The sequence below is a fragment of the Mycolicibacterium anyangense genome (assembly GCF_010731855.1).
In the GTDB taxonomy this organism is placed as follows: Bacteria; Actinomycetota; Actinomycetes; order Mycobacteriales; family Mycobacteriaceae; genus Mycobacterium; species Mycobacterium anyangense.
This window is the reverse complement of sequence record NZ_AP022620.1, coordinates 1,936,024-1,961,299: the sequence shown is the minus strand read 5'-3', so window position 1 is coordinate 1,961,299 and position 25,276 is coordinate 1,936,024. Positions and strand designations below refer to the sequence as shown.

At 68.5% G+C, this 25,276-nt stretch carries 21 protein-coding genes; 14 read left to right on the top strand and 7 right to left on the bottom strand.

Going from position 1 to position 25,276, the window contains the following annotated elements:
* The first annotated feature begins 96 nt into the window (after positions 1-96).
* Entirely contained in the window at positions 97-1,938 is a 1,842-nt protein-coding gene (locus tag G6N35_RS09265; protein ID WP_163803988.1) for a fatty acyl-AMP ligase, read from the top strand.
* Here G6N35_RS09265 and G6N35_RS09260 read toward each other — a convergent pair.
* Genes G6N35_RS09260 through G6N35_RS09250 form a run of 3 tightly spaced genes read right to left on the bottom strand, consistent with a single transcriptional unit; the run spans position 1,935 to position 5,343 of the window.
* The gene (locus G6N35_RS09260; protein WP_246224572.1) at positions 1,935-3,905 is read right to left on the bottom strand and encodes a 5-oxoprolinase/urea amidolyase family protein; all 1,971 of its coding nucleotides are present in this window, start codon (positions 3,903-3,905) and stop codon (positions 1,935-1,937) included. The genes G6N35_RS09265 and G6N35_RS09260 overlap by 4 nt on opposite strands.
* Positions 3,906-3,931: 26 nt before the next feature.
* The gene (locus G6N35_RS09255) at positions 3,932-4,594 is read right to left on the bottom strand and encodes an urea amidolyase associated protein UAAP2 (RefSeq protein WP_163803986.1); all 663 of its coding nucleotides are present in this window, start codon (positions 4,592-4,594) and stop codon (positions 3,932-3,934) included.
* Entirely contained in the window at positions 4,591-5,343 is a 753-nt protein-coding gene (locus G6N35_RS09250; protein WP_163803985.1) for a DUF1989 domain-containing protein, read from the bottom strand. The genes G6N35_RS09255 and G6N35_RS09250 overlap by 4 nt, the downstream gene beginning before the upstream one ends.
* A 154-nt stretch (positions 5,344-5,497) precedes the next feature.
* Here G6N35_RS09250 and G6N35_RS09245 point away from each other — a divergent pair, with 154 nt between their 5' ends.
* Both G6N35_RS09245 and G6N35_RS09240 read left to right on the top strand, forming a co-directional pair.
* On the top strand, positions 5,498-6,175 hold the full coding sequence (locus G6N35_RS09245; RefSeq protein ID WP_163803984.1) for a TetR/AcrR family transcriptional regulator: 678 nt from the start codon (positions 5,498-5,500) through the stop codon (positions 6,173-6,175).
* 10 nt (positions 6,176-6,185) lie between these two features.
* Positions 6,186-6,968 (top strand): enoyl-CoA hydratase/isomerase family protein, encoded by a 783-nt coding sequence (locus G6N35_RS09240; RefSeq protein ID WP_163803983.1) that lies wholly within the window; start codon positions 6,186-6,188, stop codon positions 6,966-6,968.
* Here G6N35_RS09240 and panB read toward each other — a convergent pair.
* Positions 6,965-7,807: a 3-methyl-2-oxobutanoate hydroxymethyltransferase gene (panB, locus tag G6N35_RS09235; RefSeq protein WP_163803982.1), complete on the bottom strand. Its 843-nt coding sequence runs from the start codon at positions 7,805-7,807 to the stop codon at positions 6,965-6,967. The genes G6N35_RS09240 and panB overlap by 4 nt on opposite strands.
* A 214-nt stretch (positions 7,808-8,021) precedes the next feature.
* Between panB and G6N35_RS09230 the strand changes: the two genes are divergently transcribed.
* The 7 genes from G6N35_RS09230 to G6N35_RS09200 all read left to right on the top strand — a co-directional run bounded on the left by G6N35_RS09230 (position 8,022) and on the right by G6N35_RS09200 (position 18,705).
* A complete protein-coding gene (locus G6N35_RS09230) occupies positions 8,022-9,440 on the top strand; it encodes a WS/DGAT/MGAT family O-acyltransferase (RefSeq protein WP_163807572.1) in 1,419 nt (472 codons plus the stop codon).
* Positions 9,441-9,529: 89 nt separating this feature from the next.
* Positions 9,530-11,086, top strand: a complete 1,557-nt coding sequence (locus G6N35_RS09225) for an alpha/beta hydrolase (protein WP_163803981.1) — start codon at positions 9,530-9,532, stop codon at positions 11,084-11,086.
* 124 nt (positions 11,087-11,210) lie between these two features.
* Positions 11,211-12,749: an alpha/beta hydrolase gene (locus tag G6N35_RS09220; RefSeq protein ID WP_163807571.1), complete on the top strand. Its 1,539-nt coding sequence runs from the start codon at positions 11,211-11,213 to the stop codon at positions 12,747-12,749.
* Positions 12,750-12,853: 104 nt separating this feature from the next.
* The gene (glnA, locus tag G6N35_RS09215; RefSeq protein WP_163803980.1) at positions 12,854-14,194 is read left to right on the top strand and encodes a type I glutamate--ammonia ligase; all 1,341 of its coding nucleotides are present in this window, start codon (positions 12,854-12,856) and stop codon (positions 14,192-14,194) included.
* Positions 14,195-14,227: 33 nt separating this feature from the next.
* Positions 14,228-17,200: a bifunctional [glutamine synthetase] adenylyltransferase/[glutamine synthetase]-adenylyl-L-tyrosine phosphorylase gene (locus G6N35_RS09210; protein WP_179967335.1), complete on the top strand. Its 2,973-nt coding sequence runs from the start codon at positions 14,228-14,230 to the stop codon at positions 17,198-17,200.
* Positions 17,201-17,209: 9 nt separating this feature from the next.
* Complete coding sequence (locus tag G6N35_RS09205) at positions 17,210-17,848, top strand: PaaI family thioesterase (RefSeq protein ID WP_163803978.1); 639 nt, start codon at positions 17,210-17,212, stop codon at positions 17,846-17,848.
* Positions 17,845-18,705, top strand: coding sequence for a TIGR03619 family F420-dependent LLM class oxidoreductase (locus G6N35_RS09200; RefSeq protein WP_163807570.1), 861 nt, complete (start codon positions 17,845-17,847; stop codon positions 18,703-18,705). Before G6N35_RS09205 ends, G6N35_RS09200 begins: the two co-directional genes overlap by 4 nt.
* Here the strand turns inward: G6N35_RS09200 and G6N35_RS09195 are convergent.
* Positions 18,702-18,986, bottom strand: a complete 285-nt coding sequence (locus tag G6N35_RS09195; RefSeq protein WP_163803977.1) for a helix-turn-helix transcriptional regulator — start codon at positions 18,984-18,986, stop codon at positions 18,702-18,704. The genes G6N35_RS09200 and G6N35_RS09195 overlap by 4 nt on opposite strands.
* Positions 18,987-19,121: 135 nt before the next feature.
* On the opposite strand from G6N35_RS09195, the gene G6N35_RS09190 reads away from it, so the two are divergent.
* The 4 genes from G6N35_RS09190 to G6N35_RS09175 are packed head-to-tail and all read left to right on the top strand — an operon-like array spanning position 19,122 to position 24,235.
* A complete protein-coding gene (locus G6N35_RS09190; RefSeq protein WP_163803976.1) occupies positions 19,122-20,714 on the top strand; it encodes a proton-conducting transporter transmembrane domain-containing protein in 1,593 nt (530 codons plus the stop codon).
* Positions 20,711-23,281: a DUF2309 domain-containing protein gene (locus G6N35_RS09185; RefSeq protein WP_163803975.1), complete on the top strand. Its 2,571-nt coding sequence runs from the start codon at positions 20,711-20,713 to the stop codon at positions 23,279-23,281. Before G6N35_RS09190 ends, G6N35_RS09185 begins: the two co-directional genes overlap by 4 nt.
* Complete coding sequence (locus G6N35_RS09180; protein ID WP_059018469.1) at positions 23,278-23,601, top strand: P-II family nitrogen regulator; 324 nt, start codon at positions 23,278-23,280, stop codon at positions 23,599-23,601. Before G6N35_RS09185 ends, G6N35_RS09180 begins: the two co-directional genes overlap by 4 nt.
* A gap of 25 nt (positions 23,602-23,626) precedes the next feature.
* Positions 23,627-24,235 (top strand): carbonic anhydrase, encoded by a 609-nt coding sequence (locus G6N35_RS09175; RefSeq protein WP_163803974.1) that lies wholly within the window; start codon positions 23,627-23,629, stop codon positions 24,233-24,235.
* A gap of 29 nt (positions 24,236-24,264) precedes the next feature.
* On the opposite strand, the gene G6N35_RS09170 is transcribed toward G6N35_RS09175, so the two are convergent.
* Together G6N35_RS09170 and G6N35_RS09165 are read right to left on the bottom strand one after the other, a co-directional pair.
* Positions 24,265-24,666 carry a DoxX family protein gene (locus G6N35_RS09170; protein WP_163803973.1) on the bottom strand — a complete coding sequence of 134 codons (402 nt, stop codon included), beginning with the start codon at positions 24,664-24,666 and terminating at the stop codon, positions 24,265-24,267.
* A gap of 116 nt (positions 24,667-24,782) precedes the next feature.
* A complete protein-coding gene (locus G6N35_RS09165; RefSeq protein WP_163803972.1) occupies positions 24,783-25,184 on the bottom strand; it encodes a DoxX family protein in 402 nt (133 codons plus the stop codon).
* Between the last annotated feature and the right edge of the window lie 92 nt (positions 25,185-25,276).

The window sequence follows — 25,276 nt, the reverse complement described above, 5'->3', positions numbered from 1 at the left end:
CTTCGATGTCGGCAGCCGCCGCTGCGACGAATCGCGCCACGCCAAACCGTGGCGCGGCAGCCGAGGAAACGTGCTGGCCGATCGTAAAATTCGCTCATGAGTCACGAACCCACAGCTGCCACCGGTCAGGGGATTCGGCTCAAGCTCGAGGATTACCTCGACGGTGACGGGAACATCGCTTTGCCTGCCGACCTGACGATCACCCGCTTCCTCGACCACAACATCGACCAGTTCGGTGACACCGCCGCCTACCGCTACCTGGACTTCGAGCACGACGCAGCGGGCACACCCATCGAGCTGACCTGGCGCGAACTCGGCCTGCGGCTGCGCGCCGTGGGGGCGCGTCTGCAACAGGTCACCCAGCCCGGCGACCGGGTGGCGATCCTGGCTCCCCAGGGCGTCGACTATGTCCTCGGCTTCTTCGCTGCGATCCAGGCCGGCAACATCGCGGTGCCGCTGTTCGCCCCGGAACTGCCCGGCCACGCCGAACGCCTGGATGCGGTGCTCTCCGATGCTCTGCCGTCGGCGGTGCTGACCACGACGGCGGCCGCCGAGGCTGCCCAGGCCTTCGTCCGCAAGCTTCCGCGCACCCGCCGCCCGCGGGTGATCGCCATCGACGCGGTGCCCGATTCGGTCGGCCAGACGTTCGTGCCCGCGGCGCTGGACAGCAACGGCATCGCCTATCTGCAGTACACCTCGGGATCGACGCGCAGCCCGGCCGGTGTGGAGATCACCCACCGGGCGGTGCTCACCAACGTGGTGCAGATGATCATCTCGGTGGGCCTGGACTGGGACACCGCCAGCGTCAGCTGGCTGCCGCTGTTCCACGACATGGGCCTGCTGATGATCATGTTCCCGGCGTTGTTCGGCGGCCATCTGACGTTGATGTCGCCGACGGCGTTCGTGCGCCGCCCACACCGCTGGATCAAAGAGCTCGCCGTGGAAGCCCAGCGCGGGCGGACCTTCGCCGCGGCGCCGAACTTCGCCTTCGAGCTGGCCGCCCAGCGCGGTGTGCCGCCTGCCGGGGAAGACCTCGACCTGAGCAATGTCGCCGGCCTGATCAACGGGTCCGAACCGGTGAACATCACCTCCATCGACAGGTTCAATGCCGTGTTCGGGCCGTATGGGCTGTCACCGAATGCGGTGAAACCGTCCTACGGGATGGCCGAGGCGACGCTGTTCGTGTCCACCATCGGCTCCGATGACCGGGCGACGGCCATCTACCTGGACCGCGAGGAACTCGGCCTGGGCCGTGCCGTGGTGGTCGCACCAGATGCACCCAACGCCGTCCCGCAGGTGTCGTGCGGGCGGGTCGCCCGCAGCCAGTGGGCGGTGATCGTCGACCCCGACTCGGAGTCCGAGCTGCCCGACGGCCGGGTCGGCGAGATCTGGCTGCACGGGGAGAACGTCGGCCGCGGATACTGGGGCCGCGAACGCGAGACCGACCAGTCGTTCCGCAACAAGCTTCAGGTGCGGTTGGACAGTGGCAGCCACGCCGACGGCGTCGCGCCCAACGCAATGTGGTTTCGCACCGGCGACATGGGCGTCTACCTCGGCGGCGAGCTGTACATCACCGGCCGGATCAAGGATTTGGTGATCATCGACGGCCGCAATCACTACCCACAGGACATCGAGGCCACCGTCGCCGATGCGTCGAGTGCGGTACGCCGCGGGTTCGTGGCGGCCTTCTCGGTGCCTGGACCCGAAGGCACCGGTGAGCGTCTGGTGGTGATCGCCGAGCGCGGACCGGGGGCGGGCAAGGCCGACCCCGAGCCCATCGTCGAGGCGATCCGCGCCGCGGTGTCCCGTCAGCACGCCCTGCCGGTGGCCGACATCCTGCTGGTCGCCGCCGGGGCGATTCCGCGGACCACCAGCGGCAAGCTGGCCCGCCGGGCCTGCCGCGCGGAGTACCTGTCGGGGCTGCTCGGCTCGCGTTAGCTGGCCAGCTGACCGGCGAACTCGCCCGCCTTGTCCCAGGCCCGCCGTTCAGCGGTGAACGCCTCGGCCTGCTGGGCGCGAAATGTCGCGATGCTCTCGGCGTTGCCCGCAAGGAACCGCTCATACTCCGACATCGAGAACTCGCCGTCACCGATCTCGACGTTGCCGCGTCCGGCTGCCATGTCGGCCCGTAAGTCGAGGAGTTCCTCGGCGCTGACCGGGTAGAAGCTGATCCGGTCGAAGTAGCGCAGCAGCCAGGGTGTGCCCGGCTCGAAGGACTGGGAATCGTTGGGGTGCTGATGATTCCACACCTGCGTGGTGCGCCCGACGAACTGATAGCCGCCCGGGCCCTCCATCCCGTAGATGCACAGATAGGCACCGCCGATACCGACGGCGTTCTCCGGTGTCCAGGTGCGTGCCGGGTTGTACTTCGTGGTCACCAGACGGTGGCGTGGATCCAGGGGAGTGGCCACCGGGGCACCCAGGTAGACGTCGCCGAGGCCGAGCACCAGGTATTGGGCGTTGTACACGATGTCGTGGACGGCATCGACGTCAGCCAGACCATTGATCCGGCGGATGAACTCGATGTTCCACGGGCACCATGGTGCGTCGGCGCGCACGCCGTGGATGTAACGCTGGATCGCTTCGTGGGTGGCCGGGTCGTCCCACGACAGCGGTAACCGCACGGTGCGGCTCGGTAGCACGAGTTCGTCTGTGGCGGGCAGGGATTCGTCGGTGCGGGCCAGCAGGTCGACGAGCTCGGGCATGGCGATCACCGCGGGATCGAACTGCACCTGCAGCGAGCGCACACCCGGGGTGAGCTCGGTGACACCGGGCACCGCGCTGGCCAGCATCTGCTCGTAGAGCACGTGCACCCGCGCGCGCATGGCCAGGTCGAGCACCATCGGCCCGTACTCGACGAGCAGGCCGCCGTCGCCGTCACGCCGGACGGTGACAGCGGTGTCGTCGGCAGCGGTGAACCGGGTCAGCACACCGTCGTCCTGGTCGCCGGCGGTCGAGATCACCAGGGGTAGCGACGCCCGGCGATCGGCGTCGATACTGCCCAGGGAGGGGGCGCGGTCGGCCCGGACCGGGACGAAGCGGACGGTGTCACCGGGCGCCATCTGGCCCAATTTCCACCGGTCGCCGCGGACCACGGTCACCGGGCAGACGAAGCCGCCGAGGCTCGGGCCGTCCGGGCCCAGCAGGATGGGGGTATCGCCGGTGAAGTCCAAAGTGCCGACGCAGTAGGCATTGTCGTGGATATTCGACGGGTGCAGGCCGGCCTCGCCGCCATCGGTGCGGGCCCACTGCGGCTTGGGGCCCTCCAGCCGGACACCGGTGCGGTCGGAGTTGAAGTGCACGGTGTAGTCGGTGCTGACCAGCGTGTCGATATCGGCGCGGGTGAAGAACTCCGGAGCCGCGTGCGGGCCCTCGGTGACGGCGACTTCCCAGCGGTGCCCGATCGAGGGCTGCTCCTCGATTGCGGCGCGGGCCGGCCGGCTCGATACCGGCCCGGGGTCCTCGGCGGCGGTCAACTGGTCGCCGGCGCGCAACGGCCTGCCGTCGTGCCCGCCGAAGGTGCCCAGGGTGAAGGTGGCTGTGCTGCCGAGATATTCGGGCTCGGTGAGTCCGCCTGCGATCAGGATGTAGCAGCGCATCCCCGGACCGTCGACCATACCGACGTCCAGGACGCCGCCGGCCGCAACGGTGACCGACTGCCACTGCGGCACCGGGGTGCCGTCCAGGGTCACCGGCACCGGCGCGCCGGTGACACACACCCGTGCGCCGTCCGGAAACCGTAGGGCCGGACCGGCTTTGGTACACTCCAGTCCACCGGCTCCTTCGGGATTGCCCAGGACCCGGTTGCCGATCCGGAACGACAGGTCGTCCATCGGGCCCGACGGCGGTACGCCGACATGCCAGTAGCCGATCCGGCCGGGCCAGTCCTGGACGGTGGTGAGCATTCCCGGCCGGATCACCTCGATGGTCGTCACGGAGCGGACCGACCCGCGACATCGGACTCCGGCGAGGTGATCACCATTCGCACCGGCGTGGGGTCGAAACCGTTGCAGGGGTTGTTGATCTGCGGGCAGTTGGACACCAGTACCAGGGTGTCGCTCTCGGCGCGCAGCGTCAGCGACTTACCGGGTGCGGACAAGCCGTCGACGATGCCGAGGGTGCCGTCGGCTTCAACCGGGACGTTCATGAAGAAGTTCACGTTGGAGACGATGTCGCGCTTGCCCATGCCCCACTTGGCGGCCTCGGCCAGGAAGTTCTCGGCGCAGGCGTGCTGGTGGACGGTGTGGTGGCCGTAGCGCAGGGTGTTGGACTCCTTGGAGCAGGCGCCGGCGATGGTGTCATGGTTGCCGACTTCGTCGGCCACGATGCTCACCAGGGGCCGGCCATCGGCCGCGCGCAACACCGAGCCGGTGGTCAGGAAGATGTTGCGCTGGGCGGCGATGGTGGTCTGGGCGCTGTAGCGGCCGGTGGGATCCACCCGGTCACCGTCGACGGCGTAGAACAGGGTGTCGACCGCCTGGTTGCCGTGCAGGTCGATGATCTGCAGGGTCTGGCCGGTCCGCAGAATCGCCGACCACGGTGCGCAAGCGGCCACGACCTCGTCGGAGATTGCCGTCGGTGCTGCGGTTGTCATCGAAGTTCCTCACTGGATTGTGCTGCGGCCCAAGTTGATTCGGTGTTGAACAGGGCCCTGAGATATTCCGGGTCGTCGTTGACCGGGGTGGTCAGTTCCTCGGGCGCGCGCCAGGCGACGATGTCGAGACCGGTGACGGCGGGCGCGGGATCGAGGGGATGGGCGGTGTTGACCACCGCGACGATCACCGGCAGGTGGATCAGCAGGTCGATCGCGGCGCCGGGGCCTGCCGAGCCGGTGAAGGTCAAGGCTCCGGACTCTTCCACCCGGGCACCCTTGAACAGGGTGGCCGACGGCGCGACGTCCCGGATGTCCATGCCGTGTTTGAGCGCCGCGAGCAGCATCGTCGGGCGGGCCGACGGCGGTAGGCCGCACAGCATGTCGTGATGGCCGGAGGTGTCGGCGACGACGGTGGCCAGCACCCGGCCCTGATCGGAGAGCAGGGGATGACCGGGGCCAAGGTAGGCCTGCCACGGCACCTTCATGGTGTCGGCGATGTTGAGCCGCTCCCAGGACGCGTCGGCGCGGAACAGCAGCAGGTGCGCGCAGGCGCCGCCGTCGGGGTCGGCGAACCTCAGTCGTGTTCCGCGGCCGAGCACGCGGGTGGCGTAGGAGCCGGCGGGCACGGCCTCCGACCACACGAGGGCAGTGTCGTCCACACCGTCCGGCAGGGCCGGGATGCGCATATCCGCTGCCGCCGCCTGTGAACGGGCGTGCGAGCGGGCGCCGTCGGTCGACGCGGTGGTCATGGTGTCACTCCTGTCCGGGCGAACCCGATTAACTGTCACTTGAAAGTTTTCTGCGGCGCGGTTCCCGGCGAGTATCACCGATGTAACGACTGCGTTGACTATATTTCTATCAAATGACAGTTATTCCGGCATGTCGGGAATGTAACAATGTCGTATGCGCAGCGAGGGGCGGGGCCGGCCGCGGCTCGAACAATCCCGCCGACCGGGCAACACAGCCCGCGAGGAGATCCTCGATGCGGCAGCCGAACTGTTCACCACCGTCGGTTACGCCGCGACGTCCACCCGCCGGATCGCCGACGCAGTCGGGATGCGGCAGGCCTCGCTGTATCACCATTTCCCCACCAAGGACGACATCCTCGAGGCGTTGCTGGCCGGAACGGTCGACGAGCCGCTGGCGCTGGCGGCCGATCTGCTGGATCAGCCCGGTCCGGCGGCCGAGCGGCTGCACGCGCTGGTGGTCGGTGACGTGTCCCAGCTGTGTGCCAAGCGGTGGAACCTTGGTGCGCTGTACCTATTACCCGAACTGCGGGTGGACCGCTTCGGGCAGTTCCGGCTCAACCGGGAACAGCTGCGCGGCCGGTACCGGCAGCTGGCGGCCGCGGTGATCGTGGAGTGCGACGGGGTGGCGGACGCCGACGATCTTCCCTTCCGGCTCGTCGAATCGGTGATCAACCGCCGGTCCGACGACGGGACGTGCCCGCCGGAGACGCCGTGGATCATCGCCGACGGCGCGGTGCGCATCCTGGGCTGGCAGGGGGATACCGCCGCACTGCGCCGGTGCAGTGCCGCTCGGTTGCAGGCCCGGTGTGGGGAGCCCGCGGTCACCGGTTAACGTGTGCCGCGTGAGCGAATACGAGACGCTGAGCGTCGAGCAGGCGGGCCCGATCGTCACCGTCGTGCTCGACCGCCCGGATGCCGCCAACGGCATGAATGATGCCATGACCCGCGAACTCGCCGCCGTCGCGCAGCAGTGCACGGCGCCGGAGGTCAAGGCCGTGGTGCTGACCGGTGCGGGCCGATTCTTCTGTGCCGGTGGCGATCTGAAGGCGATGGCCGCCTCCCCGCTGGGGCCGGGCCGCTTCGTCAAGGGCATTGCCGACGACCTGCACCGGGCCATCGCGACCTTCGCCAGGATGGACGCCGTGCTCATCAGCGCGGTCAACGGGGCGGCTGCGGGCGCGGGCTTCAGCATCGCGGTGGCAGCTGATCTGGTACTGGCCGCCGACACTGCGTCGTTCACCATGGCCTACACCAGGGCTGGGCTGAGCCCGGACGGCAGCGCGTCCTACTACCTGCCGCGCCTGGTCGGGGTACGCCGGGCCGCCGAGCTGATGCTGACCAACCGCACGTTGAGTGCGTCGGACGCGCTGCAGTGGGGGTTGGTCAACGAGGTCGTCCCGGCTGCCGGTCTGGCCGCCAGGGCTGACGAGCTGTCCGCTCAGATCGCCTCTGCGGCAAAGGGTTCCAGTGGTTCGGTCAAGAAGCTGCTGCTGGCGTCGTTCGGTAGCACCATCGAGGACCAGATGGAGCTGGAGGCCGAACTGATCGGTGCCTGCGCCGACAGCCCGGACGGCCACGAGGGTATCGACGCGTTCCTGAACAAGCGGGCGCCCAACTTCAGCTAGAAGCTGTGCTCCTCGGCCGGGAACGCGCCGGTGGCCACCTCGTTGGCGTATTGTGTTGCGGCACGGCGTAATTCGCCGCCGACATCGCCGAATCGCTTGACGAACTTCGCGGTCTTGCCGCTGGTCAGCCCGGCCATGTCCTGCCACACCAGAACCTGGGCGTCGCAGTTGGGTCCGGCGCCGATGCCCACGGTCGGGATGGTCAGCTTGCCGGTGATCTGGGTGGCCAGCTCGGCAGGCACCATCTCCATCACCACGGCGAACGCGCCGGCCTCCTGGACCGCGATGGCGTCGTGGATGGTCTGCTCGGCGGCATCGCCGCGGCCCTGCACCCGGAACCCGCCCAGGCCGTTGACACTCTGCGGCGTGAACCCGATGTGGGCCATCACCGGGATACCCGCGGCGGTCAGCGTGGCGATCTGATCGGCCACCCGCTCGCCGCCCTCGAGCTTGACCGCATGCGCGCCGGCTTCCTTCAGGAACCGGGTGGCCGTTCGGAGGGCTTGTGCAGGGCTCTCCTCATAGCTGCCGAACGGCAGGTCGGCGACCACCAGGGCGTGCTCGGCGCCGCGGACCACGCCGCGCACCAGCGGGATCAGCTCGTCGATCGAGATCGGCACCGTGGTGTCGTAGCCGTAGACGACATTGGCAGCCGAATCACCGACCAGCAGCACCGGAATCTCGGCCTCGTCGAAAGCCCGGGCGGTGGAGTAGTCGTAGACCGTCAGCATGGCCCACTTGTGGCCCTCGGTCTTCCACTTGTGCAGGTGCGGAGTGCGGATCTTGACGCGCGGCGCGGACGGCGTGCCGGCGCCACCATAGACAGTCTGCTCAGACATCATTGTCCCTATGTGATGGTCGGGTCGATCCTCGTGGCCCATCCGGGTCCCCGGGTTCGTCTGACCTGCCCAGTCTGCCACCGACCCCTGGCAAAGGTGAACGGCCGGTGAAGTGGACTTTGTCACACCGCATTCGACCCGCTGCCCCCGGTGTTGGGCGAATCCGGCTCGCCCGACAACTCGCCGGACTTACCATCGGCGCATGGTCCAACACCTGCAGCGGCTCAGCGGACTCGACGCAAGTTTCCTCTATCTCGAAACTCCCTCTCAGCCTTTGCATGTGTGCTCGGTGCTGGAGTTGGACGCCGCCACGATTCCGGGCGGCTACAGCTTCGACCGGCTGCGCGATGCGTTGCAACTGCGGATCAAGGCGATGCCGAATTTCCGCGAGAAGCTGGCCAACAGCTTCCTGAACCTCGACCATCCGGTGTGGGTGGAGGACGAGCACTTCGACATCGACCGGCATGTGCACCGCATCGGTCTGCCCGCACCCGGCGGCCGTGTCGAACTGGGTGAAATCTGCGGCCATTTGGCGTCGCTTCCGCTGGACCGCCGGCACCCGCTGTGGGAGATGTGGGTGATCGAGGGAGTGGCCGGCACCGACGCCCGCGAGGGCGGCCGGCTCGCCGTCCTGACCAAGGTGCACCACGCCGCCGTCGACGGTGTCACCGGCGCGAACCTGATGTCGCAGCTGTGCTCCACCGAGCCCGACGCCCCACCGCCGGCGCCGGTCGACGGACACGGCGATGCCAACCCACTGCGGATCGCGTTGGGCGGGCTCGGCAACTTCGTCTCCCGGCCACTGCATCTGGCGACCAATGTGCTGCCCGCGACGGTGACCACCGTCTTCGACACCGTCAAACGGGCGGTCGGCGGCCGCGCGATGGCCGCCCCGTTCGCCGCGCCCCAGACCCGGTTCAACGCCAGCGTCACCGCGCACCGCAACGTCGCCTTCGCGCAGCTCGAACTCGACGACATCAAGAAGGTCAAGAACCACTTCGGCGTCAAGGTCAACGACGTGGTGATGGCGCTGGTGGCCGGTGTGCTGCGGCAGTTCCTGCTCGACCGTGGTGAGTTGCCGGACTCCTCACTGGTGGCGATGATCCCGGTGTCGGTGCACGACCGCTCGGACCGGCCCGGCCGCAACCAGGTTTCGGGCATGTTCTCCAAACTCGAGACGCAGATCGAAGATCCCGCCACCCGGCTGGCGGCCATCGCCGAAGCCAACGACCTGGCCAAGGAACACAGCTCGGCGATCGGGGCCACCCTGCTGCAGGACTGGAGTCAGTTCGCCGGCCCGGCGATCTTCGGCGTCGCGATGCGGGTCTACGCCCGAAGTCGGCTCACCGAGGCGCGACCGGTGCACAACCTCGTCGTCTCCAACGTGCCCGGCCCGCAGATCCCGCTGTACTTCCTGGGCGCCGAAGTGACGGCGATGTACCCGCTCGGCCCCATCTTCCACGGCTCGGGACTTAACATCACCGTGATGTCGCTCAACGGCAAGCTCGACGTGGGGCTGATCTCCTGCCCCGAGCTGCTGCCCGATCTGTGGGATATGGCCGACGACTTCGCCGTGGGCATGAAGGAACTGCTCGACGCGACGAAACCGGCCGCCAAACAAGGGCGGAAGTGACCGCCGGCCGACGTCACGCCTGACGTCACGGCCGACGTCGGCGGGTCGGTGTGCAAGTCACCCCCGCCGAGCATGGCAGCATGTTTGCCATGAGGCAGTCCCCCCGCCAACCCCAACGCCCGCGCGTCGTCCGCACCGCTGCGGTGCTCGCTGCCGTGGCCGGGCTCGTTGCGAGCGCCGGCTGCAGCACCATGGTGACGGGACGGGCGATCATCGCCGAACCCCAGATCGGTCAGCCCGTGCAGTGGGGTCCGTGCCGGGTGGCCGGCGGTGGCGGGGGTAACGCGCTGCCGATCCCGGCGGGTGCGCAGTGCGGCAAGATCGCCGTCCCGGTCGACTACTCCAAACCCGACGGCGCGACGGCCGCCCTGGCACTGATCCGGTTCCCCGCCACCGGCGACAAGATCGGCTCGCTGATCATCAACCCCGGCGGGCCGGGGGAGTCCGGCATCGAGGCGGCGGCCAGCATCGTCGAGAACCTGCCCGCCAACGTGCGGCAGAAGTTCGACCTGGTCGGGTTCGATCCGCGCGGTGTCGGAGCGTCCACCCCTGCCCTGTGGTGCAACTCCGATGCCGACAACGACGCCATCCGCGCCGACCCCCAGGTGGACTACAGCCCCCAGGGCATCGAGCACATCGAGAACACCACCAAGGCGTTCGTCCAGCGCTGCGTCGACAAGATGGGCAAGGACTTCCTGGCCAATATCGGAACCGCCAGCGTGGTCAAGGACATGGACTCGCTGCGCGCTGCCGTCGGCGACGACAAGATCACCTACCTGGGCTACTCCTACGGCACCCGGATCGGTTCGGCCTACGCCGAGGAGTTCCCGGACAAGGTCCGCGCGATGATCCTCGACGGCGCGGTGGATCCCAACGCCGACCCGATTCAGGCCGACATCGACCAGGCGGCCGCTTTCCAGCAGGCGTTCAACGATTACGCCGCCGACTGCGCCAAGGACCCGAGCTGCCCGCTGGGCACCGACCCGGCCAAGGCTGTCGACGTCTACCGCAACCTGGTGGATCCGCTGGTGAACAAGCCGCTGCCCACCGCCGACCCGCGCGGGTTGGGCTACAGCGACGCGATCATCGGCACCATCATGGCGCTGTACTCACCGAACCTGTGGCGTCACCTCACCCAGGCGCTGACCGAGATGACCAACGGGCGCGGCGACACCATGCTGGCGCTGGCCGACATGTACATGCGCCGTGACCCGCAGGGCCACTACACCAACGCCACCGACGCGCGCATCGCCGTCAACTGTGTGGACCAGCCGCCGATCACCGACCGCGACAAGGTCGTGGCCGAGGACAAGAAGATGCGCGAGGTCGCGCCCTTCATGAGCTACGGCGAGTTCACCGGTCACGCCCCGCTGAGCACGTGTGCCTTCTGGCCGGTGCCGCCGACCAGTACCCCGCACGCGGTCTCGGCGCCGGGCCTGCCCCCGGTTCTGGTGGTGTCCACCACCAACGACCCGGCGACGCCCTACCAGGCCGGTGTCGACCTGGCCAAGCAGCTCGGCGGATCGCTGCTGACGTTCAACGGAACCCAGCACACGGTGGTGTTCCAGGGCAACACCTGTGTCGACAACTATGCCGCCGCCTACCTGGTGGACCTCACCCTGCCGCCGCCGGGTGCGACCTGCTGATCAACGAAAGTCCCAGCGCAACAACGGTTTTACACCTTCGTCAACCATTGTTATCGAAGTCGGCCCCATCTGAGATCCAGGCGTGACCGGCTCGCTGTCACCTTCGGGGCGCGGCCGTGCGACGATGACACCCATGGGACGCATGAGTCGACTGGGCTCGGCTCTGTCCTCCGGGTTCCTCTGCACCATGCTCGCCCTCGGTGTCACGGCCCCGCCGGCCGCTGCCACCGAACCGGGAGCCGGTCAGACGACGGTGCCACAGGCTGTCTGGGGAAGCTGTGCACGCTTCCTCGGCACGGACTCCCGTGAGCTTCCCACCGCGGTGTGCACCAGCATCGGTGTCCCGATCGATGACGCGGATCCCGCTGGGGCGCAAGCACAACTGGCCGTCATCAAGATCCCGGCGACGGGACAGCGCATCGGCTCGCTGTTCATCAACCCCGGAGGTCCCGGCGCCTCAGCCGTGGACGCTACGGCGGCCATGGGGTACGCGCTGGCGGGCACGCCGATCAGCGAGCACTTCGACCTCGTCGGCTTCGATCCCCGCGGAGTGGGTTACTCCACGCCGCAACTGCGGTGCCGCACCGATGCCGAGTTCGACGCCTGGCGGCGCAACCCGATGGTGGACTACAGCCCGCAGGGCGTGGCCGCGATCGAGCAGATCTACCGGGACTACGCCCAGGAGTGTGCCGACAAACTGGGCACCGCGTTCCTGGCCGGCGTCGGAACCGCCTCGGCGGCACGGGATATGGACACCGTCCGGCAGGTGCTGGGCGACGAGCAGATCAACTACCTCGGCTTCAGCTACGGCACCGAGCTGGGTACCGCTTATGTGGAGCGCTACCCCGACCGGGTGCGCACGATGGTGCTCGACGGCGCGATCGATCCAGCCCAGGACACCGTTGACTCGGTGATCGAGCAGATGACCGGATTCCAGGTGGCGTTCAACGATTACGCCGCGGACTGCGCCAGGTCAGCGGGCTGCCCGCTGGGCACCGACTCGACGCAGTGGGTGGCTCGATTCCACCAGCTGGTCGATCCGCTGGTGGCCGCACCGGGGCCGACGTCGGACCCGCGTGGGCTGAGTTACCAGGACGCGATCACCGGAACGTTCAATGCGCTCTACGCGCCGCAGTACTGGAAGTTCCTCACCAGCGGGCTGCTCGGATTGCAGCGGCACAGCGACGCCGGCGATCTGCTGCTGCTCGCCGACGAGTACCAGGGCCGCAACCCGGCCGGCCAGTACAACAACGGTCAGGACGCCTTCAACGCCATCCGCTGTGTGGACGATCCGACGCCCACCGACCCGGCGGTGTGGGCCGGTATCGACCAGCGCACCCGGGAACTGGCGCCGTTCCAGTCCTACGGGCAGTTCACCGGTTACGCACCGCGTGACATCTGTGCGTTCTGGCCGGTGCCGCCGACGTCGTCCCCGCACCCCGCCGCACCGGCTCCGCCCGGCAGTGTCGTCGTCGTCTCCACCACACACGACCCGGCCACCCCGTACGAGGCCGGGGTCAACCTGGCCCGGCAGCTGGGCGCGCCACTGATCACCTTCGACGGCACTCAGCACACCGCGGTGTTCAACGGCGACGTGTGCGTCGACTCGGCGATCTTCCGGTACTTCGTCGACCGGACGGTGCCGGCAAACCTACGCTGCTAGTCGGCGGCCAGCGCTCGTCGCGGCGACACCCGCAATTGCCCTGGTGATGCGGCATTTACCCCGCGTGTAACACGGAATTAACAGCCGGTGCCTACGCTCGCGTCATGGACCGCCAGAAGGAATTCGTGCTGCGTACGCTGGAGGAACGCGATATCCGGTTCGTCCGGTTGTGGTTCACCGACGTGCTCGGCTACCTCAAATCGGTCGCCATCGCGCCCGCCGAGTTGGAGGGCGCCTTCGAAGAGGGCATCGGGTTCGACGGCTCGTCCATCGAGGGTTTCGCGCGGGTCTTCGAATCCGACACCGTCGCCCGCCCCGATCCGTCGACCTTCCAGGTGCTGCCCTGGACCACCAGCGGTGGTCAGCACCATTCGGCACGGATGTTCTGCGACATCACCATGCCCGACGGATCGCCGTCGTGGGCCGACAGCCGGCACGTGCTGCGCCGCCAGCTGGCCAAGGCTTCGGATCTCGGCTTCTCCTGCTACGTCCACCCGGAGATCGAGTTCTTCCTGCTCGAGCCCGGGCCATATGACGGCAGCGTGCCCGTCCCCGCCGACAACGGCGGCTACTTCGACCAGGCCGTGCACGACTCGGCACCCAACTTCCGCCGCCACGCCATCGACGCCCTCGAGCAGATGGGCATCTCGGTGGAGTTCAGCCACCACGAGGGCGCACCCGGCCAGCAGGAGATCGACCTGCGCTACGCCGACGCGCTGTCCATGGCCGACAACGTGATGACGTTCCGCTACGTCGTCAAGGAGGTCGCCCTGGCCGAAGGGGTCCGGGCGTCGTTCATGCCCAAGCCTTTCGCCGAATACCCCGGCTCGGCCATGCACACCCACATGAGCCTGTTCGAGGGCGAGACCAATGCCTTCCACAGTCCTGAGGACCCGCTGCAGCTGTCCGACGTCGCCAAGTCGTTCATCGCCGGCATCCTCGAGCACGCCAGCGAGATCAGTGCGATCACCAATCAGTGGGTGAACTCCTACAAGCGGCTGGTGCACGGCGGCGAGGCGCCGACCGCGGCCTCCTGGGGTGCGTCCAACCGCTCCGCGCTGGTGCGGGTACCGATGTACACCCCGCGCAAGGCGTCGTCGCGGCGCATCGAGGTGCGCAGCCCCGATTCGGCGTGCAACCCGTACCTGACCTTCGCGGTGCTGCTGGCCGCCGGGCTGCGCGGCGTCGAGAAGAACTACGTGCTGGGCCCGCAGGCCGAGGACAACGTCTGGATGCTGACCCCCGAGGAGCGGCGCGCGATGGGCTATCGCGAACTGCCATCCAGTCTGGGCATGGCGCTGTCCGAGATGGAGGGCTCCGAACTGGTGGCCGAGGCGCTCGGCGAGCACGTCTTCGACTACTTCCTGCGCAACAAGCGCAAGGAGTGGGAGGACTACCGCAGCAACGTCACGCCGTTCGAACTCAAGGCTTACCTCTCGCTCTGATGACCGGTTGCCCGCGGCCGGTGCGATACCGTCGTGGGCGTGGCCAAACCAGCGACGCAGCGTCCACGCGTACCCGGCGTGGGCCGACTCGGTTTGGTCGACCGGTCCGCGGCTGCCGACCTGGCGACGCTGGGCTGGGATACCGATGCCCACGTCGAGTTGTTGTGGTCGCTGTCCCGGGCGCCCGACGCCGACGCCGCGCTGCACACCATGGTCCGGCTGGCCGAGGCGCTCGGCCCGGACTGGCAGCAGCTGAACACCGCCCTGCTCAAAGACCGCGGACTGCGTGGCCGGCTGTTCTCGGTGCTCGGCTCCTCACTGGCGCTCGGCGATCATCTGGTGGCCAATCCGGTGTCCTGGCATCTGCTCGACGGTGCGGTGACCCTGCCCGACGCCGATCAGCTGCGCCGCTCCTTCGACAGCTGCATCGCCGAATTCGGCACTGCCGCAGCCACGATCATGCCGAAGCTGCGCGACCTGTACCGCGACCAGCTGTTGATCCTGGCCGCACTGGACTTGGCGCCGACCGTCGAGAACGAACCCGTGCTGCCGTTCCAGACCGTCGGCGCGCACCTGGCCGACATGGCCGACACCGCACTGCACGCCGCCCTGCAGGTGGCCGTCGCGACGGTCTGCAAGGGTGAGACCGCCGCGCCGCGGCTGGCCGTCATCGCCATGGGTAAATGCGGTGCCCGCGAACTGAACTACGTCAGCGACGTCGACGTTATCTTCGTCGGTGAGAGCGCCGATGCCGTCACCACCAGGGTGGCCGGCGAGATGATGCGGCTGGCTTCGGACAGCTTCTTCGAGGTGGACGCCGCACTGCGGCCCGAGGGCAAGCAGGGTGCGCTGGTGCGCACGCTGGAGTCGCACGTCGCCTACTACCAGCGGTGGGCCAAGACGTGGGAGTTCCAGGCGCTGCTGAAGGCCCGTCCCGCCGTGGGCGACGCGGAACTCGGCAGGCAGTACATCGAGGCACTGATGCCGATGGTCTGGACGGCCTGTGAGCGTGAGGATTTCGTGCCCGAGGTGCAGGCCATGCGCCGCCGGGTCGAGGCCCTGGTCCCGGCGGAGGTCCGGGATCGCGAGATCAAGCTGGGCACCGGCGGTCTGCGCGACGTCGAGTTCGCCGTGCAGCTGCTGCAGCTGGTGCATGGCCGCACCGACGATTCGTTGCATGTGTCCTCGACACTGGCCGCGCTGGCGGCGCTGGGAGAAGGGGGATACGTCGGGCGTGACGACGCGGCGAACCTGACCGCATCGTACGAGTTCCTGCGGCTGCTCGAGCATCGGCTGCAGCTACAGCGGCTCAAGAGAACACACATGTTGCCCGCACCCGATGATGACGAGGCGTTGCGCTGGCTGGCCCGTGCCGCGCACATGCGGCCCGACGGCACTCACGACGCGCTCGGCGTGCTGCGGGAGGAGATCAAACGCCAGAACCTGCGGGTGTCCCGGCTGCACGCCAAGCTGTTCTACCAACCGCTGCTCGAGTCGGTCGGCCCGTCGGTGGGCATCGCCGGCGGCCTGACGCCGGCCGCGGCCGAAAGACAGCTCGCCGCACTGGGTTACGAAGGACCGCAGACCGCGCTGACGCATCTGAGTGCGCTGGTCAACGAGAGTGGCCGTCGTGGGCGGGTGCAGTCGGTGCTGCTGCCGCGCCTGCTGGACTGGCTGTCGGACACCCCGGATCCGGACAGCGGCCTGCTGGCCTATCGCCGTGTCAGCGAGGCGCTCGCCGAGCACCGGTGGTATCTGGCCACCCTGCGTGACGAGAGCGCGGTGGCCAAGCGGTTGATGCGGGTGCTGGGCACCTCGGCCTTCGTGCCCGAACTGCTCATGCGGGCACCGGAGGTGATCCAGCAGTACGCCGACGGACCGACCGGCCCCAAACTGCTCGACGTCGAGCCCGACGGGGTGGCCCGTGCGCTGATCGCCTCGGCGGCACGGCATCCCGACCCGGTCCGCGCGATCGCGGCCGCGCGGACGTTGCGCCGCCGGGAACTGGCCCGGATTGCGTCGGCGGATCTGCTCGGCATGCTCGAGGTCCGGCAGGTCTGTGGGGCGCTGACCTCCATCTGGGTGGCGGTGCTGCAGTCGGCGCTGGAAGTGGTGATTCGGGCCAACACCCCGGCCGACGGTGTTCCGGCCAGGATTGCCGTCATCGGGATGGGCCGGCTGGGCGGCGGCGAACTGGGATACGGCTCGGACGCCGACGTGATGTTCGTCTGTGAACCGAACGCCGGGATCGAGGAGTCCCGGGCGGTGAAGTGGTCGGTGTCGATCGCCGAGCAGGTCCGCGCGCTGCTGGGCACGCCCAGTGCCGACCCGCCGCTCGAAGTCGACGCCAACCTGCGGCCCGAGGGCAGGCAGGGACCGTTGGTGCGCACCCTGGCCTCCTACGAGGCGTACTACGACCAGTGGGCGCAGCCGTGGGAGATTCAGGCGCTGCTGCGAGCGCACCGGGTGGCCGGTGATCTCGAACTCGGCCACCGCTTCCTGCTGATGGTGGACAAGACCCGCTATCCCGGCGGCGGGGTGTCGGCCGAGGCAGTGCAGGAGATCCGGCGGATCAAGGCGCGGGTGGATGCCGAGCGGCTGCCGCGCGGAGCCGATCCCAACACCCACACCAAGCTCGGCCGCGGCGGGCTGGCCGATATCGAGTGGACGGTCCAGCTGCTGCAATTGCGCCACGCCCACGAGGTGCCCGCCCTGCACAACACTTCGACGCTGGAAACCCTGGACGCGATCGGCGCCGCCGAGCTGCTGGCCGAGGACGACGTGGACCTGCTGCGCCAGGCCTGGCTGACGGCTACCCGGGCACGCAACGCGCTGGTGCTGGTGCGTGGCAAGCCCACCGACCAGCTGCCCGGCCCCGGACGCCAGCTCAATGCGGTCGCGGTGGCGGCCGGCTGGCCCACCGATGATGGTGGCGAGTTCCTGGACAACTACCTGCGCGTGACACGCCGGGCAAAGACTGTGGTGCTCAAAGTCTTCGGAGGTTGACCGACGCTGATGAACTCAGAATCCGAGTGGGACTTCATCACCGCCGAAGACTATGAACGGATAGCCTCGCTGCATGAGCCGTTGGCACAGGCGGTACGCCGGTTGATCCACGCCACCGTTCACGCCGGGGCCGACACCGACACGATCGAGCAGGCCCGCATGACGATCGACCGCGTCAGCCAGGCCCTCGAAGACACCCCCGCGCAGCGGCCGCGCATCCTGCGCCACGCCGATACCGGGCGTCCGGTGGTCTGGGCGAATCCCGCTGTCGGACGGCACAATCCGATAGCACCGTCGATGACCGTGCACCAGGATCCGGATGGCCGGTGCTGGAGTGAGTTCACCCTGGGGCCCGTCTATGAAGGTCCGCCGGGAATGGTGCACGGCGGGATCTGCGCACTGCTCATGGACCAGATCCTCGGGGAGGCGGCCACCAACAAGCTGACCGAGGCGAAATTCACCGGCACGATCACGCTCAGGTATCTGCGGGGCACCCCCTTGGGGCCGCTGCGGGCTCAAGCCTGGGTGGAGCGCATCGACGGTCACAAGACGTACGCACGCGGCTCGTTGAGCGACGCCGAGGGCACCACCGTGGAAGCAGAAGGAGTCTTCATCATGCCGGCGTGGGCGAGGGGTACAACGGGATGAAGTTCTACGTCAGCTGCGCATTCCTGAAGACCAGTGATGTCATCGAGATCGCTAAGGCCGCAGACGATCTGGGCTATGAGGGCCTGGGCATTCCGGATCATGTAGTGAACCTCGAGAAGCTGGCCACGCCGTACCCGTACACGCCCGACGGTGAGCGTCGCTGGCAGCCGTTCACCGACTGGCCCGATCCGTGGGTGCTCGTCGGTGCCCTGGCGCAGGCAACCGAGCGGCTGAAGTTCCTCACCACGGTCTACATCCCGGCCATGCGTGACCCGTACTCGGCTGCCAAGGCCATCGGCACCGCTGCCTATCTGGCCGACGGCCGCGTCGAGCTCGGCATCGGCGTCGGCTGGTGCGAAGAGGAATTCACTCTGATGGGCCAGCAGTTCGCCAAGCGCGGCAAGCGAACTGACGAGATGATCCGGTTGATGCGGACGCTGTGGGAGCCCGGCTGGACGGAGTTCGACGGTGAGTTCTACCAGACTCCCCGCCTGGAGATGACGCCTACGCCGCCGCCGATTCCGGTCTACAGCGGGGGACTCTCCGATATCGCACTGCGCCGCGCCGCCGGGCTCGACGGCTGGATCGGTGACCTGATCACGCTGGACCAGGCCGTCGAGCGGGTCGAGAAGGTGCGGGCGCTGCGCGCCGAGAAGGGTCTGACCATGGACGGCTACACGGTGGTGACGCCGCTGTCGGATGCCTTCCTGCCCGAACACTACGACCGTGCGGCGGCAGCCGGGATCCACGGCATCATCACGATGCCGTGGGTGTTCTACTGCGGGCCCGATGCCACGGTGGCCGAGAAGATCGACGGCATGCGCCGGTTCCGCAACGACCTGAAGCTGGACGCTTAGGTCGCGTCCGCCTCGTGCAGGACCGACAGGATTTCGCCGATATCGTGGCCCCGCTCTACCGGGTGCCGTAGCGGCCGGTCGGATTTCACCTTGTAGTAGTTGCGCCTGCCGTCGCGAAGCCGGTCCAGATAGCCGGCCTCGACCAGGTCGCTGACGATGCGCTGGGCGGCGCGTTCGGTGACGCCGACCCGTTCGGCCACGTCGCGCAGTCGGATCCCGGGATCACGGGCGATACACAGCAGGGTGTGGGCGTGATTGGTGAGAAACGTCCACTCTGCCATACCGGAATCCTAGGTCGTCAACGCTGTATCAGGAAACAACCATCTCCGGTTTTACCGGGACACCCGGCAACACAAACAAGATTCATATTTCCCGAAGATTGACACGCGAAACAAAACACATGTAATTTCGGTCGTATGTTGAGCGGAATCGAGACCACGACGACCGGGTCTCCGGTCATGAACGCAGTGCTGGGGGTCAGTGTGCTCGGGCCGGCGGCGATCGCTGCGCTGGCCGCGCTCGCGGGCCGGCGCAACGCTCGACTGGTCGGCCGACTCGGTGCGGTCGGCTCCGGTCTGGCCTTCCTCGGGGCGGCCGCTCTTGCCGTCGCCTCCGCTCGGGGCGACGCGGTGTCCGTGACGGCGCATGGCGCCGACGGACAGGCGATCCTCGCCGTGTCGGCCGACCGGCTTGCGGTGGTCCTGCTGATGCTGGTCTTCGGGGTCAGCACCATCGTGCAGGCCTTCGCGGTGCGCTACCTGGCCGAAGACGCCCGGGCCGGCTGGTTCACCGCCGGTGCCGGGCTGCTCACCACCGGCTCCGCCCTGCTGATGACCGCGCAGACCCTGTGGGTGCTGGCCATCGGGTGGACCGTCGCGGGAGTGGCGCTGTGCCTGCTACTCGCGACCTACTGGCCGCTGCCTGCCGCACGTGACGGCGTGCGACGCACCGCCACCGCCTTCCTGATCGGCGACCTCGCGCTGTGGGTCGCGGTCGGCATCGTCGCTACCCACGCGGGCACCGTCGACCTCGGTGCGCTGCGCGCCCAACCACTGGCCGGCACCACAGTGGTGATCGCCGCCTGCCTGGTGGTCGCCGCCGCGCTGTCGAGGTCCGCGCAGATACCCTTCCACCGCTGGCTGCCCGCCACCCTGGCCGCCCCCACGCCCGTCTCGGCAATGCTGCACGCCGGCGTGGTCAACGCGGGCGGCATCCTGCTGATCAAGCTGAGCCCCCTGATGGCCGCCTCCGGACTGGCCCAGGCGCTGACCATTCTCGCCGGTATCGCCACCCTGGCCTACGGTGCGGTAGTCATGCTGGTGAAGCCGGATATCAAAGGGGCGCTGGCACATTCGACCATGGCGCAGATGGGCTTCATGATCCTCACCTGCGGACTGGGGCTCTGGGCGGCGGCGGTCTTCCATCTGGTCGCTCACGGCTTCTACAAGGCCACCCTGTTCCTGTCCTCCGGGTCGGCGATCGCCTACCGGCGCCGCAAGGTGATGCTGCCGGCCGCCACACCCACCGCCTCGCAGCGGCGAGTGGCTCTGGTCGCGGCGCCGGTCCTGCCCGCGGCGGCCCTCGGGCTCGCGGTGGCGGTGGTCCCGAGCGGGCCCGGCGACCACCTGGCCGAATGGGCACTGCTGATCTTCGCCTGGGTGACCGGCACCGCCGCCACCTGGGGCTGGCTCGCTCGACGCCCCGGTAGCGGGGGAGTGTTCGGTGCCGCCGCCTTCCTGTTGCCAGCCGCCACTGCCTACGTCGGCCTGGTCGCGACGGTCGGAGGATTCCTGGCCCCGGCGCTGCCCACCGCGATACTGCCCGCCGCCGCGACCTGGCTCATCACCGGTGCAGCGCTCACGGTGCTGGTCGGACTGGGTGCAGTGCGCTGGGCGCCTGGCGGCAACCGGCTGCAACGCACCCTCTACACCCGCGCCCTGAGCGCCGGGCACATCGCACCGCCGTCACCGACCAGACCCGCCACCGCACTGACAGGAGCCCGTTCATGACGACTGCCTACCTCGAACCCGGCCTCGCCCAACGGCGCTCGCTGCTGCGCAGTGACATCACCCTGGCCGCCCGGGTTCTTCCCACCCACTACCCCCTGGAGACCTTCATCGCGGTCAACCCGCTGGCAGGCCTGGAGAACCTCCCGTTCGAGCAGGCTGTCCGGCGTGCCGGTGACCTCTATGGCATGCGGGGCACGCTGACCGAGCAGGGTTTTCGGGACCTGTACCGCGCGGGCCGCATCACCGACGCCGACCTCGACCGGGTCCTGGCGCGGCGCTATCCACGCCTGCTCGCCGAACCGGGGCTGCGGTTCGGCGATCGTGAGGTCACCCCGGCCGAACTGCTGCGCGGTGACCTTCTGCACGGCACCGGCACGCCCCAGCCCGCCCGGCGGTACCGGACCAGCGCCGAGCGGCTGGCTCCCGAGGCCGCCCGGATCATCGATGCACAGGCAGCCAAATGGTGCTCGGCATTCTTCGGCTCGGCGGGCTGGGCGATGCCCGGTCGGGATCGCGGCTTCTACCCGGCATGGCGCGGCCTGGCGGCCGCCGACCCGACACTGTCACGCCGGTCGCGGACTGGGCTGCGCTCGGTGCCGGAGCGTCCCGAAGATGCTGTGCTAGAGGCTCTTTCGGATCTCAAGATCGGCGACGACGAGCGCGCCGCCTACCTGCAGGCGCACTTGACCTCGCTACCCGGCTGGGCGGCCCACATCCAGTGGTGCGCCGGACGCGGGGAGGGTATCGACCTGGTCGGCTACCTGGCGATGCGGCTGACCTACGAGGTGGTCCTGCTCGCCGGGCCCAAGCACGGCCCGGTGGTCGAGCCACAGGATGAGCGCGCGCCCGCCGCCCGGCAGCGCGCGATCCACCTCGCCGGGGTCTGGGGTGTGGGTGAGGTCGCCGACAACGACCTGACCGCCGCCGCCCGGGTGCTCGCGGCCCTGCCGGTGGGATCCCGGGAGATGGTGTGGCAGAACGCCTTCGAGGGTCATTACCGGGACGGGCTGCTCGACGCACTTGCCCGGACCGGGGAAGTGCTGCCCTCCGGCACCCCACACACCCAGGTGGTCACCTGCATCGACACCCGCTCCGAGGGGTTGCGCCGGCATCTGGAATCGCTCGACGGGTACGAAACCTTCGGCTTCGCAGGCTTCTTCGCGGTCGCCATCCGGTTCACCGACCTGCTCGGCGGCGCCTCATGCGACCTGTGCCCGGTGCTGATCGAGCCGAACCATGAGATCCACGAGGTACCCGCCGCCGGGGCCGCCGGTGCCGCGGCGCGCCGGGTGTCGGGCGTCAAGGGCCTCGCGGGTGCCGAGTCGGCCTTCCACGCCGCCAAAGATGCTCTGGCAGCGCCGTTCACGCTTGCCGAAGCGGCGGGCTGGGCTGCCGCACCGTTGTCGGCGGCCAAGACCCTGGCGCCGGCCACCAGCGGGCGGCTGCGCAAGCGGCTGCGCGACCTGTTGGCACCGCAGGCGCCGACCGAGCTCACCGTCGGTGCGCTCCCGCTGGACCAGCGGGCGCTGTTCGCTCAGGTGGCACTGACCACCATGGGCCTGACCCGGGATTTCGGCAGGCTGGTGGTGCTGTGCGGGCATGGCAGCACTACCGAGAACAACCCCTACCAGGCGTCCCTGGACTGCGGGGCGTGCGGTGGCCAGGCCGGCGGCCCGAACGCCCGTACCGCGGCGGCCATCCTCAACCAGGCCGACGTCCGCGACGAATTGCGGCCGCTGGGCATCGACATCCCGGACGGGACCTGGTTCGTCGCCGCTCAGCACGACACCGCCACCGACCGGGTCACTGTGCTCGACCACCACCTGATCCCGGCCTCGCATCGCGACCAGGTGGGCCGGCTGCAGGAGGCGGTGGCGTCGGCCGGGGCCGCGCTGGCCGCCGAACGCAGCGCGCAGCTGCCCGGCGCCCCGCGCCAGATGTCACCGGCGCGGGCCGCCCGCCACGTCGCGGGCCGGTCGCTGGACTGGGCGCAGGTCTACCCGGAATGGGGGTTGGCGGGCAACGCCGCCTTCCTGGTCGGACCACGCGGCATGTCGCAGGGAATCAACCTGCAGCGCAGGACATTCCTGCACTCCTATGACGCCGATGTCGACCCCGATGGCAGTGCACTGGAGACCATCCTGACCGCACCGCTGGTGGTCGCGCAGTGGATCAACTGCCAGTACTACTTCTCCGCGGTGGCACCGGAGGTCTTCGGTGCCGGCACCAAGACCATCCACAACGTGGTCGGAACCGCAGGAGTCATCGCCGGCCACGAAGGCGATCTTCGACTCGGTCTGCCCTGGCAGTCGGTGGCCGCCGGCGGCCGGCTCATCCACGAGCCGATGCGACTGCTGGCCGTGGTCCAGGCGCCCCTGGAGCGGATCGACATGATCGTCGCCCGCAACCCGATCCTGCAGCGGCTCTTCGGCAACGGGTGGGTCAGCGTCGCGGCCCGCGGGGAACCGGAGCAGGAATGGCAACGCTGGACGCCGTCGGGATGGCGCTCCTGGGCCGAAACCACCAGTACACCAGAAGTTCTCGACAAGGAGGAGATGGTCCGATGACAGCACCGACGCTGACCAAGATGATCAAGATAGAGGTGGTCGTCGCCGGCAGCGACGCACCGGCGGTACGCGAGCTCATCCAGAGTGTCGGTGCCACCGGGTTCACCAGCCTGTCCGGGGTGTCCGGGCTCGGGCACAACGGTTACCACCAGGGCCGGTTGCTGTTCAACCAGCAAGCAGCGCTGGAACTGCTGATCACCGTGGTGCCAGAAGACAAGGTCGATGCTCTGCTTGCCGGTCTGCGGCCGCTGCTCGACGCCTCATCCGGCGTGATGTTCGTGACCGAGACCTACGTCAGCCGTCCCGACTACTTCTCCTGATCCGCCAACCCGAAAGGTGCACAACATGTCTGATCCGATGACCGCCTGGCAGCGACTGCGTGCCGGCAACGAGATGTTCTTCCGCCCGGTGCGCTCACAGCGGCACAACTTCCACGAGGGTGCTCCGCTGGCGGCGGTGTTCCGGTGCGCGGACGCCGAGGTCGCCAGTGAGGTGGTGTTCGGCCAGAGCTGGGGGTCGCTGATGGATCTGAGCACCTGGGGCCACGTGGTGGACACCGGTGTGCTCGGAACCCTCGAGCATGCCGTCGAAACCTACAACGTGCCGTTGATCGTGGTGCTCGGTCACCACAACTGCAGTGCGATGCAAGCGGCGCTGCGGGCCTGGGACACCGCCGAGGTTCCGGACGGCGCCAGCCGGCTGGCCATCGAGCAGGCGCTGTCCTCGATCGTCCGGCGCGGGTCGGCTGCCGACAGCGTCGATGCGGTGTCCGCCGCGCACATCGTCTCCGTCGGGATGTCGCTGCTGGAGAAGTCACCGGTGGTGGCCCGGCGCGTCGATGCCGGCGTGTGCGGAATCGTCTGCGCGACAACCGATCACGATGGCCGAATTCATCCCTACGCCACCGTCGGCGCGGTCGGGGAGCCGGGCGACTCGCTGCTGGAGTGCGTCTGAACGGCTACAGCTGACGGGGTCCCATCGCGTTACCGCCGTCCCCGTACAGCGTCCAGTGCATAGGCGCCGCCGCCGGTGAAGACCAGGAGGAAGAAGGCGAAGCAGTACAGCACCGAGAGCTCACCGTTGTTGGTCAGGGGGAGTAACCCGTCCGGCTGGTGCATGGTGAAATAGGTGAAAGCCATTGCACCGGAGGCGATGAACGCCGCAAGCCGGGTGAACAGCCCGCTCGTCACAAGCAGTCCCGTGACGAACTCGATGACACCGCCGAAGAAATCGGGCCACGTCCCGAACTCTGCGGCCGGGCCCATCGGCCAGCCGAACAACAGGCTCGACCCGTGCCCGGTGAACAGCAGTCCGAAGACGACGCGGAACACGCTGAGTACTGCAGGTGAATACGAGGAGAGGCGAGCGTCAAGGTTGTGGCTCATGCGATCGACCCTACCCGTCTCGCGGTCGTCTCCGTAGCGTCACCGTGACGGCCGATCGGCTGGATTTGGTGCCAAAAGACCGGTCACTCAGCCGAACTGGTGCCGTTCGGTGACGGCTATCTGCTCCGTACGGCGAAGGCGCCGACGCCTGCGAACGCGATCAGGAACAGCGAGAAGCAGTACAGGATGGCGAGCTCGCCGCCGTTCTCGACGGGCCACAGTGCTTGGGGCTGGTGCTGGGTGAAGTAGGCAAAGGCCATCTCGCCGGAGCCGATGATCGCGGCGATGCGGGTGATGATGCCAACGCCCAGGATCACCAGGATGCCGACGACCACTTCGATCACGCCGGCATACCAGTACGGCCACGCGCCGACGGGTGCGGGGCCGCCCTGGGAGATCGGCCAGTCGAAGAGCTTCACCGTGCCGTGGATGGTGAACAGGAAGCCGATGACGATCCGGAACACGCCGAGCACAGGGGAGTGGAAGGAGGTGAGGCGGGCGTCCAATTTCTCTGACATGACCGGAAGCCTACTATATCCGGACCGCGGTCCGGATAGCTTGACGACTGAACGAACCGTGAACGCCAGCGAGCCCACCCGCAGCGCGACTC